General features: G+C 62.9%; 16 protein-coding genes. 12 read left to right on the forward strand and 4 right to left on the reverse strand.

The features are described 5' to 3' along the window. The first annotated feature begins 125 nt into the window (after nt 1-125). Nucleotides 126-1,256 (forward strand): RNA ligase, encoded by a 1,131-nt coding sequence (locus tag SM755_RS09680; protein WP_323172456.1) that lies wholly within the window; start codon nt 126-128, stop codon nt 1,254-1,256. A gap of 31 nt (nt 1,257-1,287) precedes the next feature. Here the strand turns inward: SM755_RS09680 and SM755_RS09685 are convergent, their stop codons facing one another. After that, on the reverse strand, nt 1,288-1,971 hold the full coding sequence (locus tag SM755_RS09685) for an MBL fold metallo-hydrolase (RefSeq protein ID WP_323172457.1): 684 nt from the start codon (nt 1,969-1,971) through the stop codon (nt 1,288-1,290). 105 nt (nt 1,972-2,076) lie between these two features. On the opposite strand from SM755_RS09685, the gene SM755_RS09690 reads away from it, so the two are divergent. Beyond that, the gene (locus tag SM755_RS09690) at nt 2,077-3,123 is read left to right on the forward strand and encodes a hypothetical protein (RefSeq protein WP_323172458.1); all 1,047 of its coding nucleotides are present in this window, start codon (nt 2,077-2,079) and stop codon (nt 3,121-3,123) included. A gap of 27 nt (nt 3,124-3,150) precedes the next feature. On the opposite strand, the gene SM755_RS09695 is transcribed toward SM755_RS09690, so the two are convergent. Beyond that, the gene (locus SM755_RS09695; RefSeq protein WP_323172459.1) at nt 3,151-4,320 is read right to left on the reverse strand and encodes a cystathionine gamma-synthase; all 1,170 of its coding nucleotides are present in this window, start codon (nt 4,318-4,320) and stop codon (nt 3,151-3,153) included. A gap of 154 nt (nt 4,321-4,474) precedes the next feature. Between SM755_RS09695 and SM755_RS09700 the strand changes: the two genes are divergently transcribed. Genes SM755_RS09700 through SM755_RS09710 form a run of 3 tightly spaced genes read left to right on the forward strand, consistent with a single transcriptional unit; the run spans nt 4,475 to nt 5,807 of the window. After that, nucleotides 4,475-4,783, forward strand: a complete 309-nt coding sequence (locus SM755_RS09700) for a 50S ribosomal protein L21e (protein ID WP_006108446.1) — start codon at nt 4,475-4,477, stop codon at nt 4,781-4,783. A gap of 25 nt (nt 4,784-4,808) precedes the next feature. Beyond that, entirely contained in the window at nt 4,809-5,165 is a 357-nt protein-coding gene (locus SM755_RS09705; protein WP_006108447.1) for an RNA polymerase Rpb4 family protein, read from the forward strand. Between the two features lie 45 nt (nt 5,166-5,210). Then, nucleotides 5,211-5,807 (forward strand): DUF655 domain-containing protein, encoded by a 597-nt coding sequence (locus tag SM755_RS09710; RefSeq protein WP_006665969.1) that lies wholly within the window; start codon nt 5,211-5,213, stop codon nt 5,805-5,807. Nucleotides 5,808-5,908: 101 nt separating this feature from the next. On the opposite strand, the gene SM755_RS09715 is transcribed toward SM755_RS09710, so the two are convergent. Further along, nucleotides 5,909-6,370 carry a response regulator gene (locus SM755_RS09715; protein WP_323172460.1) on the reverse strand — a complete coding sequence of 154 codons (462 nt, stop codon included), beginning with the start codon at nt 6,368-6,370 and terminating at the stop codon, nt 5,909-5,911. 127 nt (nt 6,371-6,497) lie between these two features. Here SM755_RS09715 and rsmA point away from each other — a divergent pair, with 127 nt between their 5' ends. From rsmA to SM755_RS09745, 6 genes are all read left to right on the forward strand, one after another. Further along, nucleotides 6,498-7,436, forward strand: a complete 939-nt coding sequence (gene rsmA / locus SM755_RS09720; RefSeq protein WP_323172461.1) for a 16S rRNA (adenine(1518)-N(6)/adenine(1519)-N(6))-dimethyltransferase RsmA — start codon at nt 6,498-6,500, stop codon at nt 7,434-7,436. A 102-nt stretch (nt 7,437-7,538) separates the two neighbouring features. Beyond that, the gene (locus SM755_RS09725; RefSeq protein ID WP_323172462.1) at nt 7,539-8,717 is read left to right on the forward strand and encodes a mechanosensitive ion channel family protein; all 1,179 of its coding nucleotides are present in this window, start codon (nt 7,539-7,541) and stop codon (nt 8,715-8,717) included. A 2-nt stretch (nt 8,718-8,719) separates the two neighbouring features. Next, nucleotides 8,720-9,310 (forward strand): HemK2/MTQ2 family protein methyltransferase, encoded by a 591-nt coding sequence (locus SM755_RS09730; RefSeq protein WP_323172463.1) that lies wholly within the window; start codon nt 8,720-8,722, stop codon nt 9,308-9,310. Between the two features lie 142 nt (nt 9,311-9,452). Continuing rightward, the gene (locus SM755_RS09735; protein WP_323172464.1) at nt 9,453-10,070 is read left to right on the forward strand and encodes a YIP1 family protein; all 618 of its coding nucleotides are present in this window, start codon (nt 9,453-9,455) and stop codon (nt 10,068-10,070) included. Between the two features lie 152 nt (nt 10,071-10,222). After that, complete coding sequence (locus SM755_RS09740) at nt 10,223-11,227, forward strand: 5-methyltetrahydropteroyltriglutamate--homocysteine methyltransferase (RefSeq protein WP_323172465.1); 1,005 nt, start codon at nt 10,223-10,225, stop codon at nt 11,225-11,227. Continuing rightward, complete coding sequence (locus SM755_RS09745; protein WP_323172466.1) at nt 11,224-12,312, forward strand: methionine synthase; 1,089 nt, start codon at nt 11,224-11,226, stop codon at nt 12,310-12,312. The genes SM755_RS09740 and SM755_RS09745 overlap by 4 nt, the downstream gene beginning before the upstream one ends. Before the next feature lie 95 nt (nt 12,313-12,407). Here SM755_RS09745 and SM755_RS09750 read toward each other — a convergent pair whose 3' ends face one another. Continuing rightward, a complete protein-coding gene (locus tag SM755_RS09750) occupies nt 12,408-13,478 on the reverse strand; it encodes an aminotransferase class I/II-fold pyridoxal phosphate-dependent enzyme (RefSeq protein WP_323172467.1) in 1,071 nt (356 codons plus the stop codon). Nucleotides 13,479-13,679: 201 nt separating this feature from the next. Here SM755_RS09750 and SM755_RS09755 point away from each other — a divergent pair, with 201 nt between their 5' ends. Then, nucleotides 13,680-14,297 carry a nitroreductase family protein gene (locus SM755_RS09755; RefSeq protein WP_006665960.1) on the forward strand — a complete coding sequence of 206 codons (618 nt, stop codon included), beginning with the start codon at nt 13,680-13,682 and terminating at the stop codon, nt 14,295-14,297. The last annotated feature ends 190 nt before the right edge of the window (nt 14,298-14,487 follow it).

A 14,487-nucleotide genomic window follows, 5' to 3' on the forward strand; every position in this document is an offset into this window, starting at 1 on the left:
AAGAGAACTGCAACGGGTCGCCGGTTCGACGCCGTCGTTCGCGAGTGATTTTCTACCGCAGTGGTAGCTCCGCCGATTCGAACGGTTCGCACGCTTCTATTTAGGTTCGCCACGTAGCAGTACCGATGGACGAGTTCGCGTCTCAGTATCATCGAGCGCTCGGGATCGGTGAAGCCGCCTTCGAGGGCCTCGAACCGCACCTCGAGGAGCGAAACTACGACGGCCGGGAGTACCACCACCTCCCGGATGCCCGTCGCGGGATCGAACGCGGGACGGTGTTGATCGACGGCGAAGTCGTCCGTGGGTTTCCGAAGGTGCCGCGAACCCTCGTTCTCTCGACCGGAGTTCCGACGCAGTTCGACGAGTACGATCGGATCGCAGTCGAAGAGAAGTTAAACGGCTATAACGTCCGCGTCGCACGAATCGACGGCGACGTGCTCGCGTTCTCCAGGAGCGGGATGGTCTGTCCGTTCACGACGCGGATGCTCGACCGACTGGTCGATCTCGCCGACCTGTTCGATTCCTACCCGATGGCGATGGTCTGTGGCGAGATGATCGGCCCCGAAAACCCCTACACCGCACACAATTACCCGGGCGTCGACTCCATCGCGTTTCGCGCGTTCGACTGGCGCGACCGCGAAACGGGTGAGCCACTACCGGTTCAGGAACGTCGGGCGCGCTACGAGCGCTTCGAAATCCCGCAGACGCCGCTGTTCGAGTTCGTCGCGGTCGACGATGCGGCCGAGACGGTCGATGCCCGTATCCGCGACCTGGACGCGGAGCACCGCGAGGGCGTCGTGATGAAATCGCCCGACGGGCGGACCCAGTTGAAGTACACGACCTCGGCGTCGACGAAATCGGACCTCGCGTACGCGTTCTCGCTGCCGTTCGATTACGGGCGGCCGTTCATGTTCCGACGACTCATCCGGGAGGGGTTCCAGACCGTCGAGCGGGACGAGTCGGACGAGGCCGCCCGGAAACGCGCACACGAACTCGGGGAGGCGATACTACTGTCGATGCGAGAGACCATCGCGACGATCGACGCGGGCGAGACGGTGGGCGAGCGCCACACGGTTCGTGCCAGTACCGAGACGATCGATGTCCTTCTCGCCCACCTTCGCGGTCAGGGACTCGAGATAGACATCGAGGACGATCGTCGCGAGGACGGTGATCGAGTACTGACGTTCCGCAAGCGAACGCCCGCGACGAACGACACGGCTCGGAACTATCTCGAGGGCCACGTCGTCACGGAGTAACGAAGTGCAGCGCTGTAGCAGCGACTACTGACTACTCGCGCGCCGCGCCTGCGATTTCTCGAATACGTTCGGCACCCTGTTCGACGTAGCCGCCATGATAGCACAGCGTGTGGTCGATTTCGAGTGCCCCGAGTTCAGCGACTGATTCGAGCGCCCGGTCCATGTCGGCCGTGAACCGCGGCTTGGGACCCGAAAGGGGAGCCTCACGGTCTGCGACGAGGGCGTCGCCGGCAACGAGCAATGCGCTTTCGGGGAAGTAAAGCGAGATGTGGCCGGGCGTGTGACCGGGCGTCTCGAGCACGTCCATCGGCCCGGCGAGCGTCGGGATCCGGACGCCGGCAGAGAGCGCGATGTCGACCGCAACCGGCGGATACCGGTCGCCGCCGCTCTTGATCGGAGCCCGATCGCCGGTGATGTAAGGTACTTCCTCGCGGTGGGCCGCAACGACCGCATCGGTCCGGTCGAGCAGCGTTGCGAGCGCGCCGGCGTGGTCCCCGTCGTGGTGCGTGAGGACGACCAGCCAAATATCCGTCAGATCGTACTCGAGCGACCGCAAATGCGTTTCGAGCGCGTCCACAGCCCCGGAATCGGCAGGACCGACATCGAACAAGACCAACCCGCGTTCGGTCTCGACAACCGCAGGGGTAATCGTCAGTTCGCGTCCGCCGAACTCGACTGTGCTCGGGAGTGCATGCAACCCGGGATCGTTCGCCATCGTTTGCAGAACTACTCGCTCCCGAAGGATATGGATACGGGGTTAGGGCGGCGGATGAAACGACAGAAACGCAACCAATTTACGGGTATTCCTAGTGGAAATACCATGGGCGATCAGGACGGCGAGCGCTACACAGCTGCCATCGGAACCAAACCCGACCGTGACGACGACCACGAGTTCCCGACACTCGATATCGAAACTGACCCCATCGACGTCGCTCGGCCGTCGCTTCCCGACTTCCTTTCCGAGTTACTCGAGCGATACGACGACGTCGTTGCAGACCGTGACCAAGCACAGTGGGACTGGCTCTACAACGCCTTCCCGGCCTTTCGGCTCTCCTGTGTCGATACCGAGCGGGCGCGACAGGTTCGGATCGCAAAACTCCTCTCGACGCTGTTTATCACCGTCGCAGACGACGTCGCCGAACGCCACGGCGACCGCGAAACGTTCGCCGAACTGGCGAACGTCCCCTTCGATCACCAGCACGCGGACCCGTCCCATCCCGCCGTCGACGGAGATATCGTCCGGTTCGGGATCGACGTCTGGAATTGCTTTCGGGGGATATACGATGACAGCCCGCGCGCACACGAGTTCAGCGAGCAACTCCGTTTCGACGTGCGCCAGGTTCTCGCCGCGATCGAGTACTCCGCCCTCACAAACCACAGCCCTGAACTCGTCTCGGAACACGAACTCTGGCGGTACGATGCCTACAACATGATGGTGTTCGTCCACGCCGACACCGATCTCGCGAACGCGCCGGCGTTCGATGTCCAGGAGTTGTCCGCGCTCCGGCAGGCCCTCGACAGAACCCAGCGGATGGCCCGGATCGGCAACTGGTTGGCCACCTGGAAGCGCGAACTCGGCGAGGGCGACTACAGTTCCGGTGTCGTCGTTCGCGCCGTCGAAACGAACGTCGTCCCCGCGACCGAACTGCGGGCTCTCGGTGCCAATCCGAATCCCGACGCGCTCCGCGCAGTCGTTCGCGCAATCGAGAACTCGACCGTCGAAGAGTATTTCCTCGATCAGTGGCGCGTGGAGTGTGCCGACGCAGCGCGGTTCGAGAAGTCACTCGAAAGCGTTGATCTGGCTGGCTATCTCGATGGATTCGAGACGATCCTGCGGTCACATATCGCGACGCGAAACGCGACCTGAGGCGAATGCACCTGCGTCGACTGTGAGTTATCGGAGCGCCGACCCGATCGCCTGGTCGAGATCGGCGATCAGATCGTCGACGTGTTCGATTCCGACCGAAACGCGGACGAGTCCGTCAGTGAGTCCGGCCTCGATGCGCTCCTCGCGCGGAATCGTGGCGTGGGTCATCGGGGCGGGCTGTTCGATCAGGCTCTCGACGCCGCCCAGACTCTCTGCGAGCGTGAACACCTCGGTGTTCGAGACGACTTCGCTCGTCTCCTCTAAGCTCGCGTCGAGTTCGAAGCTCAGCATGCCGCCGAAGTCGCGCATCTGTTCGTCGGCGATCTCGTGGCCGGGATGGGATTCGAGACCCGGGTAGTAGACGCGCTCGACAGCCGGCTGCTCGTCGAGCCACTCGGCAACGGCACGGGCGTTCTCGCAGTGGCGTTCCATCCGGACGGGGAGCGTCTTGGTCCCGCGAAGGACGAGGAACGATTCGAAGGGGCCGGGCGTCGCGCCCACCGAGTTCTGGTAGAAGCCGAAGCGCTCGTCGAGTGCTTCGTCGTCGGTCAGCAGCGCGCCGCCGACCACGTCCGAGTGGCCGCCGAGGTACTTGGTCAGCGAGTGCGAGACGATATCCGCCCCGAGGTCGAGGGGCTGCTGGAGATACGGCGTGGCGAAGGTGTTGTCGATCGCACAGAGCGCGTCGTGGTCGTGGGCGATCTCGGCCGCGCCCTCGATGTCGACGATCGACAGCAGCGGGTTCGTCGGCGTCTCGAGCCACAGCAGTTCCGTCTCGTCCCGAAACGCAGCGTCGATCGCGTCCAGGTCAGTCATATCGACGAAGCTGAACTCGATGTCGTAGTCCTCGTACACCTGCGTGAAGATGCGGTGGGTACCGCCGTAGACGTCATTGCCCGTCACGACGTGGTCGCCCGCCGAAAGCAGGTTGAGGACGGTGTTGATCGAGGCCATTCCGCTCGCGAACGCGCGGCCGTACTCGGCGTTTTCGAGGCTCGCGAGGTTGGCTTCGAGATCGGTTCGCGTCGGGTTGCCGGTCCGGGAGTACTCGTACCCCCGGTGGTCGCCGGGCGCGTCCTGCTCGTACGTCGAGTTCGCGTGGATGGGCGTCATCAGCGCGCCCGTCTCCTCGTCGGGGTCCTGGCCGGCGTGAATCGACCGCGTTTCGATCCGGAACTGATCGTCGTCGGTATCCATACTGCGGTACGTGTTGCCTGCGCGGATTATTGTTGCGGACCCGCGTCGGTGCCGACCGATTCGTGCCGCCACCGGTGGCCCGTGTCAGTGACGACCGAGCGGAGCGGAAGACGTGCGTTTTATAACCATCACCGGTCAAGACGGTCGTACGACTATGCCGAAATCTAATGGCCCTCGTCAGGGAACCCGGAACAAATTATCCAACGATCCGCGAGACCGTGGTGCATCACCGCCACAGCGAGCGATTCAGGACTACGAGGTCGGCGAGAAAGTCCACCTGAAGATCGACCCAAGCATCCACAAGGGTCGTTTCCACCCGCGCTTCGACGGTCACACCGGCGAAGTCGTCGGGACGCAGGGCGACGCCTTCAAAGTCGAGATCAACGACGGTGGCAAGAACAAGACGCTCATCGTCACCGCAGCGCACATGCGCGCCCAGGATCGCTCCGAAGAGCGCGTCTGAACCGTCGGTACAACGTACACGTACAATGACGATCTTCAAAGAGATCGTCGACGAGGAGTTCCTGACGGTTTCGGAAACGAAGGAGCTGCTCGCCGACATCGAAGCCGACCGCGCACTAGACGAGGACCGCGAACTGCCCTACGAACTCGCTCGGGCGATCGACCACGTCAACCAGTTCACCGTCCTCGAGCCAGAGGAGGCACAGACCCTCGTCGACGACCTCCAGGACCTGGAGAAAGTCGACGAAGCCACGGCGTACAAAATCGCCAACCTCCTCCCGCGCAACCGGGACGAACTCCGATCGGTGTACGCACAGCAACGATATTCGCTGTCCGGAGACGAACTCGACGACATTCTGAATGTCGTCGCACAATACGCCTGAAAGCGGGCCGACTCTTTAAGTACGCCGTCCCCGTATCACATGACAATGAGCGAAGTCGATAGCGACGGGACGGACGTTCGGCGCGCAGTCGTGTTGGACTACCTCGCACACGGGCTCTCCGATGACGGCCGACCGCAGTACGCGAAGTCACCCGCCGGGTACGCACTCGACACCACTGACTTTCGCCTCTACGAAGTCGCCTTCGACGAGGACGAACGCCTCACCATCGGCAGCGAAGTCGCCATCGAACCCCCGGCCGAACGCGATATCGTCACCGAAGCCAACCGCGTCGAGTACGATGCCCTCTCCTCCGGCGCACAGTCCGAACTCGAATACGTCGTCGCCGACCTCGTCGAGGAAGACGAACAGCGCTTCGTCGATTTCTACAACGACGCCCAACCGATTACGCTCCGACTCCACCAACTCAACCTGTTGCCCGGGATCGGGAAGAAACTCCGCAACGGCATCCTCGACGAACGAAAGCGCAAACCCTTCGAGAGCTTCGAAGAACTTTCAGAACGCGTCTCTGGCCTTCACGACCCCGACGAGATCATCGTCGAACGCATCATCCAGGAACTGCGCGACGAGGACCTCAAATACCAGACGTTCGTCGGTCGCCACGAACAGGAACAGGACCATTGACGAACCACTGACGACTTCTCCACCCTTCACCCTTCCCCACTCACCCGCTCTCATCCTCTCACCCGCTCTCACCCTTGAAAGCGGCCTCTCGGGACGCTAGCTCACCCCTGCTCTTGCGTCGGCGTCGTCTGCTGTACGATTGTCAACCAGAAATTCTCGACCGACTGAACGAACTCGATGAAGTCGTCCGACTCGACCGGCTTCTGGAGATAGTGTTCCGCGTCGAGATCGTGTGACTTGACGATCTTCTCCCCCACATCTGAACTCGTCAGGACGACGACCGGAATGTCGCACAACGCCTCCTCGTTTTTCAGTTCAGACAGGACGTCGAACCCGCTCGTTCCCGGCAATTGCGGCTCGAGTAGAATAAGATCGGGTTGTGGCTTGTCGCTGTAGGCATCGCGTTGATGAACGAAATCCAGCGCTTCCTCCCCGTCCGAAACAGTATGCACGCTATTCGTAAGGCTCGCATCCTTGAACGATTCCGTGAAGAGCCGAGTGTCACCAGGACTGGGCTCAACGAGTAAAATTTCGATCGGCTCATCCTCCACATCCAAACTCATACACCTACATTTGCGTGGGAGGGTAAAACAACGAGGATTCATTCTCACTGCCAATCACATCGGCGAACGGAAACCGACCCGACCTCGAGACGGTGCGTTTACACCATCTCTCCCCATAGCGCCAGCAATGAGAGATCCAGACGGACTGATCGCCCGCGCAGGCGTCCGCGGCGATCCGGACCGCGATCAACACTTTCTCGTCGACGACCGCGTCCTCGACCGACTGCCATCCTATCTGACGGACTGTGATCCCGAGAAAACCACCGGTACCGAGGCCGCCACAACTCCCACTGAAACCGCGACCGCTCCCGAGACCGAGACCGCCCCCGACACCATCGACACCAGCCACCTCCTCGAAATCGGCGGCGGCACCGGCGCACTCACCGACCGCCTCCTCGAACTCGGCACCGAAACCGACCGGGTCACCGTCGTCGAACGCGACAGCGAACTCGCATCCTTCCTCCGCACCGAGTTCAGCGACGAGATCGACGCCGGGCGACTGACCGTGATCGAAGGCGACGCGCTCGAGGTTGACCTCCCCGAGTTCACGGCGTCGGTGTCGAATCTTCCCTACGGCGTCTCGAGCGAGATCACGTTTCGCTTGCTTCCGGAGGGACGGCCGCTCGTTTTGATGTTCCAACAGGAGTTCGCCGAACGGATGGTGGCCGAGCCCGGCACGTCCGAGTACGGTCGACTCTCGGTATCGACTCAACACTACGCCGACGCCGAACTCGTCGAGTCGATTCCGAAGGAGGCGTTCTCGCCGCCGCCGGCGGTCCAAAGTGCGGTCGTGCGATTGTGTCCCCGCGAGCCCGACTACGAGGTCGACGACGAGGACTTCTTCCTCCGGTTCGTCAAGGCGCTGTTCACCCAGCGCCGGAAGACGATTCGAAACGCGATCCGGAACACGTCCCACATCTCCGGACTCGACGCCCCCGAGGCGGTCGTCGACGCGGCCGACGAGGACCTGCTGCAAAAACGCGCCGACGCGATGGCACCCGCCGAGTTCGCGGCGCTCGCCGAACTCGCGAGCGACGTTGGCGCGCCCGAGGGCGGGGACGAGTAGGCTGAACGGATAGTCACGAGTTGTGTCCGAATCGGGCGCGAAACGAACTGACCGACGGATACTCAAACCTTCGGTGACGAGAGAATCAGAGACGAGCATCCTATGGTTGTAGATGTGGGGCTTCTCGGAACCGGATCGGGGCCTGGATTCGACTGGCTCGCGGACACGTTCGAGGCGACCGAACTCAAGGTCCTCGTAACGGTCGTCGCGGCCGGCCTGTTGCTGGCCGTATTGCTCTCCTACCGGCGACTCCAGCAGTGGGTCTGCGAGCGGAGTCGGCCGCTCTATGGGGATATCGCGTCGACCGTCGTCCTGACGGCGACCTGCGTGTTCTCCCTCGCGGTCGTCCTCGGGGTCTGGGGGCAGACGAGCGAGGTTCACAGACTCTACAGCGAACTCGATAGCGGCGGCGAAGTCGTCGCACAGCTCATCGTGTCGTTTATCCTCCTCGTCAGCACGTTCATCGTCGTCCGGTTTCTCAGACGCGTCCTGGAGGAGGTCCTCGACTCCGCGTCGGCCGTGACCGACCACCAGCGGGAGATCACCCGCCGGCTCACACAGGTGATCGTCTGGTCGATCGCGCTCATCGTGATCCTCGGCGTCTGGGTCGACGATCTCGGTAGTCTCCTCGTCGGGGCCGGCTTCCTCGGCATCGTCGTCGGTATGGCCGCAAAGCAGACCCTCGGAACCGTCCTGGCCGGATTCGTCCTGATGTTCGCCCGCCCCTTCGAGATCGGCGACTGGATCGAAGTCGAGAACGAGGAAGGGATCGTCACCGATATCTCCATCGTCAACACCCGCATTCGGTCGTTCGACGGCGAGTACATCATGATCCCCAACGACGTCATCTCCGCGGGGACGGTGACGAACCGCTCGCGACGCGGCCGCCTCCGCATCGAGGTCGAGGTCGGCGTCGACTACGAAACCGACATCGAACGCGCCACCGAACTCGCCGAATCGACCGTCGACGAACTCGAGTTGACCCTCTCTGCACCCGGCCCGCAGGTCGTCACCAAGCGATTCGGCGACTCGTCGATCGTCCTCGGCGTTCGCTTCTGGATCGACAAGCCGAGCGCCAGACGCCGCTGGCAGGCACAGACGGCCGCAATCAACGCCATCAAGCAAGCCTTCGACGACGAGGACATCGGGATTCCGTACCCCCAGCGCGAACTCTCGAGTCGCGAACAGACCGCCGTTCGGATCGGCGATGGTGATAACACGTCGAAGACGACCGACACGGCATCGCGGGAGTATCAGATGACCTCGCCGGAGGAGCAGTGACCATGGATTTGAAAGACCAACGCGGCGTCGAAACTGACGTCTATCAGCCCGCCGAGGATTCCGAACTCCTCGCTGAATCGGCGTGTGACCACCTCGGGAAGCGGACGCGGGACCGGCCCGACACGACCGTGCTCGAGGTCGGGACCGGATCGGGGTACGTTGCCAGTCGTGTCGCTGACGAGACGAACGCGCGCGTAATCGCATCGGATCTGAACCCCCACGCCGTGGGACAGGCGCGACGCGAGGGCGTCGAGGCGGTCCGAGCCGACCTCGTCTCGCCGTTCGCCGACGGCGCGTTCGACGCCGTGTTGTTCAACCCGCCGTACCTGCCGACGGACCCCGACAACGAGTGGGACGACTGGATGGAACACGCACTCTCGGGCGGGGAGGACGGCCGGGCTGTCATCGACCCGTTTCTCGCCTCGGTCGGACGGGTACTCGACCCGGACGGTGTCGTCTACCTGCTCGTCAGCAGCCTCACCGGCGTCGACGAGGTGGTCGAGCACGCGGGCGAAGCGGGATTCAGCGCCGTTGCGATCGCCGACGAGTCGTTCCCCTTCGAGACGCTGACGGTGCTCACATTACTCCAGTAGCCGACCGCCCGGATCGCCACTGGCTGGCACTCCTGTTCCGAGTTGGGCTATCCGCTACACACCCGAAACGATAGTATCTGAGTCTAGCTACTGGTTGTAGTTATTCGAAATTCACTTGTCGTGTCACTAACGATTGGAACCCGTGCCACCGAGAACACCCCTCCTGTTTCCCGGTCAATACTTCGCCAAAACTGACGACCCGCTGCCGCTTGCACTGGGCGTCTTTGCCCTGTCTCTCCTGACGAGCATCATTGTGGCAAGTTCCGTCATCGCCTTGGTCGGAACACGCTGGCAGTACGCATCCGATCCGTTCGTCCTGTTCGAAGCCGTCATCCACGTATTGTTCACCATCGTCATCAACCTCGGCAGTCGACTGTTCATCGTCGCCGCCGTGCTCTACGTTCTGAGTGGCGCGCTCTGGAAGAACGGAAACATCGTGGCGACCTTCGCAGTTGCCTGCTGGTCGTACGCCCCAAACGCGATCGCACAACTGGTGATCCTCGCACTCGTCACCGCTGAGGGAGCCACGACGAATACGTTTACGGACCTCGAACCCGCTGAACTCGCAACCGGAACCGAGTTCCTCTCACAGACATCGTCGACGCTCATCAACGTGGTTCTCCCGCTTACCGTCGTCCTCTGGAGTGTGTATATCCTCACGCAGGGTGTCGATGCAGCAAACGAGGACGTGCCGTTCGCCGGCGCGTTCGGCGCAGCGCTCATCATCGGGTGTGGCGTACTGCTACTTGAATTCGTCTGAATCTCTTTCTTCTCTTACCTCGTTACCAGCCACCCCGTCCCTGCCCGTCTCGTCACCCATGCAAACTCCCCCACGTGCACCCGAACAATTACTACCGTGTATTAATACGGATGGAAAATATTAAGCGTCGGTATAGCCTATCCAGCATCACGATGACTGAGTACGTTTCGACCACACCGGGGCTCTTCCCGCTCCCGGATTGGGCGAAAGACGACCTCTCGGATCTCAAGGGCCACCAGAAACACGACCTCATCAGCGGCGACGAAAGCGGCGAGATTGCCGCCGCCTACGAGGAGGCCCGGAAGGAGGTAATCAAGGGGCAGCAAGACGCCGACCTCGACCGCACCGTCGAGGGCCAACTCCGCTGGGACGACATGCTCGCCCACCCCCTCGCCGTCCACGACGCCGTCGAAACCCACGGCATCGTCCGCTACTACGACAACAACAACTTCTACCGCGAACCCGTCGTTACCGACGACCTGGACTTCTCCGGCGACGTGGCAACCGAACTCGAGACGGCCAGTGAACTCGCGGCCGGCGACGACCTGCAGGCCGTCCTGCCCGGCCCCTACTCGCTCGCCGACCTGGCGACCGACGAACACTACGGCGACGAGGCCGCGTTCCTGGATGCGATTGCGGACTTCCTCGAAGCCGAGGCGTCGGCCTTTCCCGAGCACGAGACGCTGTTTCTGCTCGAGCCCTCGCTGGTCGAAAACGCGCCCGAAGACGGGGTCGACGAGCGCGCGAGCCAGGCGATTGATCGGGTTGCCGGCGCGGTCGACGCCGACGTCGTCGTCCAGCCCTACTGGGGCGCACTCGAGGAGAAGGTCTACGCCCACCTCCTCGACGCCGACATCGACGCAGTCGGCTTCGACTTCGTCGCGAACCGGGAGGATAACCTGTACAACATCCAGGAGTACGGCACGACCGACGACATTTCTCTCGGGCTGGCCGACGGCCAGAACACGCTCGTCGAGGACCCCGAAGCGATCCGCGAGCGCGTCGACTGGATCTACGACCAACTGCCCGTCTCCGCGTTCGAGACGGTCTACCTGACGACGAACACCGAGACGTTCTACCTTCCCTACGCCAAATTCGAGGAGAAACTCGCCGCCCTTGCCGAAGCCGCCGAACTCGCCGAGGTGAAAGCCGCATGAGCCCAGACACACCCGTCAACGAAAACAAAGACCAGTTCCGACCGGACGACCATGACACCGACCACTTCCTGCTGACGACCGTCGTCGGCAGCTATCCGAAGCCCAAGTGGCTCAACCGCGCGAAAGAACTCTACCAGGACGACGACCACGAGTTCGACGCCGAGGACTGGCAGGAAGCCACGGACGACGCCGCCCGACTCATCACCGCCGAACACGAGCGTGCAGGTCTCGACGCCGTCGTCGACGGCGAGATGCGCCGGAACGAGATGGTCGAGTTCTTCGCCCACCGGATCGATGGCTACGAGTTCAACGGCCCGGTCAAGGTCTGGGGGCACAACTACTTCGACAAGCCCTCCGTCGTCTCGGAAGTCGAGTACGACGATTCCTGGCTGGTCGACGAGTACGAGTTCACCGCGGCGGCAAGCGACCGTCCGGTGAAGGTTCCGATCACCGGTCCGTACACCCTCGCAAACTGGTCGTTCAACGAGGCCTACGACGACGACGAGGAACTCGCCTACGACCTCGCCGATCTCGTGAACGAAGAGATCGAAAAGCTCGTCGAGGCGGGTGCACGGTACATTCAGATCGACGAGCCGGCGCTCGCGACGACGCCGGACGATCACGCCATCGTCGGCGAGGCCCTAGAGCGTATCGTGGCCGATATTCCGGAGGAGGTCCGGATCGGCCTGCACGTCTGTTACGGCGATTACTCGCGCATCTACCCCGAGATTCTCGAGTTCCCCGTCGACGAGTTCGACCTCGAACTCGCGAACGGCGACTACGAACAGCTCGACGTCTTCAAAGATCCCGAGTTCACGAAGGATCTTGCACTCGGCGTCACCGACGCCCACGTCGCCGAGGTCGAGTCGGTCGAGCAGATCGAGGAGAATATCAAGAAGGGACTGGAGGTCGTCCCGCCGGAACAACTGGTCGTCTCGCCGGACTGCGGCGTGAAACTGCTGCCCCGCGAGGTCGCCTACGGCAAGATGGCGAACATGGTCGAGGCCGCACGCAACGTCGAAGCCGCCCTCGACGCGGGTGAACTCGATATCGAGCGCGGCGCGCCGACGCCCGCCGACGACTGAGCCGGCGGTTTCTTGGCGTTTTCCGGTTGTTCCTCAGCTGTTCCTCGGCGGTAACCGCGCGGACTCAGACGCGAATCCCACGTGTACGCGACTCCTCAGCCGTGGGTTTCGATGTGCCGCCCGACCCGTTCGAGGCCCGCCTCGAGTTCGTCGGTGTGGAGGCCGAAGCCGATTCGGAATCGACCGGGGTAGCCGAAGACGTCGCCGGGGGCGAGGACGACGTGCTCGGCCTCGAACAGCGACCGGCAGAACTCGGTTCCGTTCTCGAACCCGTCCGGAACGGTCGGGAACCCGTTGACGCCCGTCGGTTCGAACCACGCTAAATCGTAGCGGGAGACGAACTCGGCGACGCGGTCGCGGTTGGCGTTCGCGTGGGCGCGGTTCGCATCGAGGATGTCGTCCTCCGCCGCGCCGAGTGCCTGCTGAGCGATGTGCTGTCCCAGAATCGGGGGCGAAATCGTCGTGTAGTCCTTCCACTTTCGGACTGCGTCCGCGAGTTCAGTGTTCGCGACGACCCAGCCGAGACGCGCGCCGGCGAGGCCGTAGGATTTCGAGACGCCGGCGGTCGAGATCGCTCGCGGTCCGAGCGTCGCGGCCGGGGGATGCGGATCGTCGGCGAGCATCCGGTACACCTCGTCGACCAGAAGATATGCGTCGTTCTCCTCGACGAGGTCGTACAGCGCCTGCAGCGTCTCCGGTCCGAGGTACTTGCCGGTCGGGTTGCTCGGATTCGTGAGGACGACGAGCCGGGTATCGGGGCGTATCGCGTCCGCGACTGCGTCGACGGAGAGATCCCAGTTCGGCGGCTCGGTTCGGACTTCGGTCACGTCGCCGACGGCGGCCGGCACGCTCGCGAGCGACTGGTAGGTCGGCGAGACGACGACGCTGTGATCCCCCTCGTCCAAGAGCGCCATGAACGTGAGGTAATCCGCCTCCTGCGTGCCGCAGGTGAGGACGACTTCCTCGGCGTCGCGCCCGTAGCGCTCGGCGATCTCGGCGCGGAACGCCGGCGATCCGTCGGTCGGGATGACGTAGCCGAGTTCACCCACGTCGAGGTCGAACCGGTCGGCGGGAAGGCTTCGAACGCCGCTTTCGGCGAGCATCACGTCGGCATCGGATTCGTACTCGTCGAGCCACCGCTCTAGTTCGAAGGGGGGTAACTCCATACGGAACACTGGCGGAGGGGACGCATATACGTGCCTCAATTGGCAAACGTGTGGACGGCGGGTTTCCGAGGGGGTCCGTCTTCGGACGACGGGTATCGAAGCGCGTATGCGGGATGGAACCACGAACCGACGACACGGTCGTCACCTGGTAACCCGTATATCAGGAAATATATACGTATGTGGCGTTCCAAGGGTGAGTCGATGCAAGAGTCTCTTTCAGTCTCTCACGAACTCGACGACGAAGTCGCCGAATACCGCGATCCGGATCACGAGATCGACCCGCTGTTCGTCAACCGCTGGTCGCCGCGCGCGATGACCGGCGAGTCGCTCGATGAATCGGAGTTCCTCCCGCTGTTCGAGGCCGCCCGCTGGGCCCCCTCCGCGTTCAACAACCAGCACTGGCGATTCGTCTACGCCACCCGCGAGGACGACGAGTGGGACACGTTCGTCGACCTGCTGAGCGAGGGCAACCGAGCCTGGGCGAGCGACGCCGCCGTTCTCGCTGTCATCGTCTCGAAGACGACCTTCGACCACAACGGCGAACCCGCGCCGGTCCACTCCTTCGACACCGGTGCCGCCTGGCAGAACCTCGCGCTCGAAGGCGCGCGCCGCGACCTCGCCGTCCACGGCATGGCCGGCTTCGACTACGAACGCGCCGCGACCGAACTCGACGTGCCCGAGGAGTTCGCCGTCGAAGCGATGTTCGCCGTCGGCGAGCGAGCACCGGTCGAGACGCTTCCCGAGGACTACCAGGAGCGCGAACAGCCGAGCGACCGCAAGCCAGTCGACGAGATCGCCTTCCGCGGCGAGTTCGAGTAAGTCGCGCCGACAGCTGAACTCGTACAGACGCCGAAACACGCAGACGAGTACGCGGACGGGTTCGGGGTGCCGGGTGACAGGTACCGGGTTTCGTCTGTTCGGTTTCCTTCGATTGTAATCGGTATCCTCTCGTCGCTGTTCGACTGGTAGCCCAGACGCCGGTTTAGTTAGGGTTGGTAATTCCCGAAAT

Source organism: Natrialba sp. PRR66 (assembly GCF_034808065.1).
In the GTDB taxonomy this organism is placed as follows: domain Archaea; phylum Halobacteriota; class Halobacteria; order Halobacteriales; family Natrialbaceae; genus Natrialba; species Natrialba aegyptia.

Excerpts from the sequence above, each read along its gene's own strand:
- SM755_RS09745 (WP_323172466.1), top strand. The coding sequence starts at position 11,224 with ATGAGCCCAGACACACCCGTCAACGAAAACAAAGACCAGTTCCGACCG.
- SM755_RS09755 (WP_006665960.1), top strand. The coding sequence starts at position 13,680 with ATGCAAGAGTCTCTTTCAGTCTCTCACGAACTCGACGACGAAGTCGCC.
- SM755_RS09685 (WP_323172457.1), bottom strand. The coding sequence starts at position 1,971 with ATGGCGAACGATCCCGGGTTGCATGCACTCCCGAGCACAGTCGAGTTC.
- SM755_RS09725 (WP_323172462.1), top strand. The coding sequence starts at position 7,539 with ATGGTTGTAGATGTGGGGCTTCTCGGAACCGGATCGGGGCCTGGATTC.
- rsmA (WP_323172461.1), top strand. The coding sequence starts at position 6,498 with ATGAGAGATCCAGACGGACTGATCGCCCGCGCAGGCGTCCGCGGCGAT.
- SM755_RS09690 (WP_323172458.1), top strand. The coding sequence starts at position 2,077 with ATGGGCGATCAGGACGGCGAGCGCTACACAGCTGCCATCGGAACCAAA.
- SM755_RS09700 (WP_006108446.1), top strand. The coding sequence starts at position 4,475 with ATGCCGAAATCTAATGGCCCTCGTCAGGGAACCCGGAACAAATTATCC.
- SM755_RS09740 (WP_323172465.1), top strand. The coding sequence starts at position 10,223 with ATGACTGAGTACGTTTCGACCACACCGGGGCTCTTCCCGCTCCCGGAT.
- SM755_RS09730 (WP_323172463.1), top strand. The coding sequence starts at position 8,720 with ATGGATTTGAAAGACCAACGCGGCGTCGAAACTGACGTCTATCAGCCC.
- SM755_RS09750 (WP_323172467.1), bottom strand. The coding sequence starts at position 13,478 with ATGGAGTTACCCCCCTTCGAACTAGAGCGGTGGCTCGACGAGTACGAA.
- SM755_RS09695 (WP_323172459.1), bottom strand. The coding sequence starts at position 4,320 with ATGGATACCGACGACGATCAGTTCCGGATCGAAACGCGGTCGATTCAC.
- SM755_RS09710 (WP_006665969.1), top strand. The coding sequence starts at position 5,211 with ATGAGCGAAGTCGATAGCGACGGGACGGACGTTCGGCGCGCAGTCGTG.
- SM755_RS09705 (WP_006108447.1), top strand. The coding sequence starts at position 4,809 with ATGACGATCTTCAAAGAGATCGTCGACGAGGAGTTCCTGACGGTTTCG.
- SM755_RS09680 (WP_323172456.1), top strand. The coding sequence starts at position 126 with ATGGACGAGTTCGCGTCTCAGTATCATCGAGCGCTCGGGATCGGTGAA.
- SM755_RS09715 (WP_323172460.1), bottom strand. The coding sequence starts at position 6,370 with ATGAGTTTGGATGTGGAGGATGAGCCGATCGAAATTTTACTCGTTGAG.